The 1,277-nt window shown below is 44.1% G+C and carries 1 protein-coding gene; it reads left to right on the top strand.

Going from position 1 to position 1,277, the window contains the following annotated elements:
- Positions 1-65 precede the first annotated feature (65 nt).
- A protein-coding gene (locus JFC08_RS13580; protein WP_198331106.1) for an IS3 family transposase occupies positions 66-1,231 on the top strand; the annotation gives its coding sequence in 2 pieces (ribosomal slippage) (positions 66-324 and positions 324-1,231; 1,167 coding nt in all).
- Positions 1,232-1,277 lie beyond the last annotated feature (46 nt).

Below are 1,277 nucleotides of genomic sequence, written 5' to 3'. Positions count from 1 at the left end.
TGAGCTATGCTGAAGAAACCGTACAACTAAACTTGGTAAACTAAGCGTATTAATCGGAGTTTACCATGACCAAGAAAATAAGAACCTACAGTAAGGAATTTAAAGCCGAAGCCGTCAAGAAGATAGCGGACAATAACGGCAATATTTCAGCGACTGCAAAGCAACTTGGCATCGCCATGCAAACCTTATCTAATTGGCATAACAAAGCCAATCAAGGCAAGCTTGAAGGAACTGAGCAGTACGATCCACAGCTCATAGCCGTGATTGAAGAGAACAAGCGCCTCAAACGACAGCTTAAAGTAGCCGAAGAGGAACGAGAGATATTAAAAAAGGCGACGGCGTACTTTGCAAAGCACAGCTAGTCAGGTACGCCTTTATCAAAGATAACCAGCACTTCTTTAGCATCACCACTATGTGCCGTGTGCTAAAGATTAAGCATTCAAGTTACTACGACTGGCTGAGTCGCGATATCAGCGAGCAGCAGATACATCGCAACCATTGCGAGCTACTCGTTAAAGCCGCTCACAGTGAAAGTAAAGAACGTTATGGTTATGAACGTTTGCATGCAACGCTCACCGAGCAAGGCCATGACATTAGCCTATACATGGTTAGAAGCATTAAAGAGGAACATGGCATCAAATGCCGTCGCCACAAGCGCTTTAAAGTCACTACCGACTCCAATCACAACAAGCTGATCTATCCAAACGTACTGGATCAGAAGTTTGATGCCAGTCGCCCTAACCAAGCGTGGGTCAGTGACATCACCTATATTTGGACGCTTGAGGGTTGGCTGTATTTAGCAGGCGTTAAAGACTTATACACTAAAGAGCTTGTCGGTTACGCCATCAACAAACGCATGACAGCAGATCTAGTATGCAAAGCATTGAACATGGCCATCAAGAACAAACGACCCAGTAAAGGGCTAGTCGTTCACTCTGACAGAGGCAGCCAGTACTGTAGCCATGCCTACCACAAGATCATTAAGCAGCATCAATTTACAGGCTCAATGAGCGCTAAAGGCAACTGCTTTGATAACGCACCTATAGAGAGCTTCTGGGGCGTATTAAAGAATGAGTTGATATATCATCAGGACTATAAGACCAGATTTGCCGCCATTACCGATATCATTAGATATATCGAGTTGTACTACAACCAAACGAGAATTCAAAAGGGTTTAGGCTATAAATCGCCAAGACAGGTGTGGTTTGACTATTATCGTCATGCTGCGTAATCAAAATCTCCCAAGTTTAGTTATACGGATTTGACAGCAGGGGTCA

The sequence above is a fragment of the Psychrobacter cibarius genome (genome assembly GCF_016107535.1).
In the GTDB taxonomy this organism is placed as follows: Bacteria; Pseudomonadota; Gammaproteobacteria; order Pseudomonadales; family Moraxellaceae; genus Psychrobacter; species Psychrobacter cibarius.
This window is presented reverse-complemented; position numbering and strand designations above follow the sequence as displayed.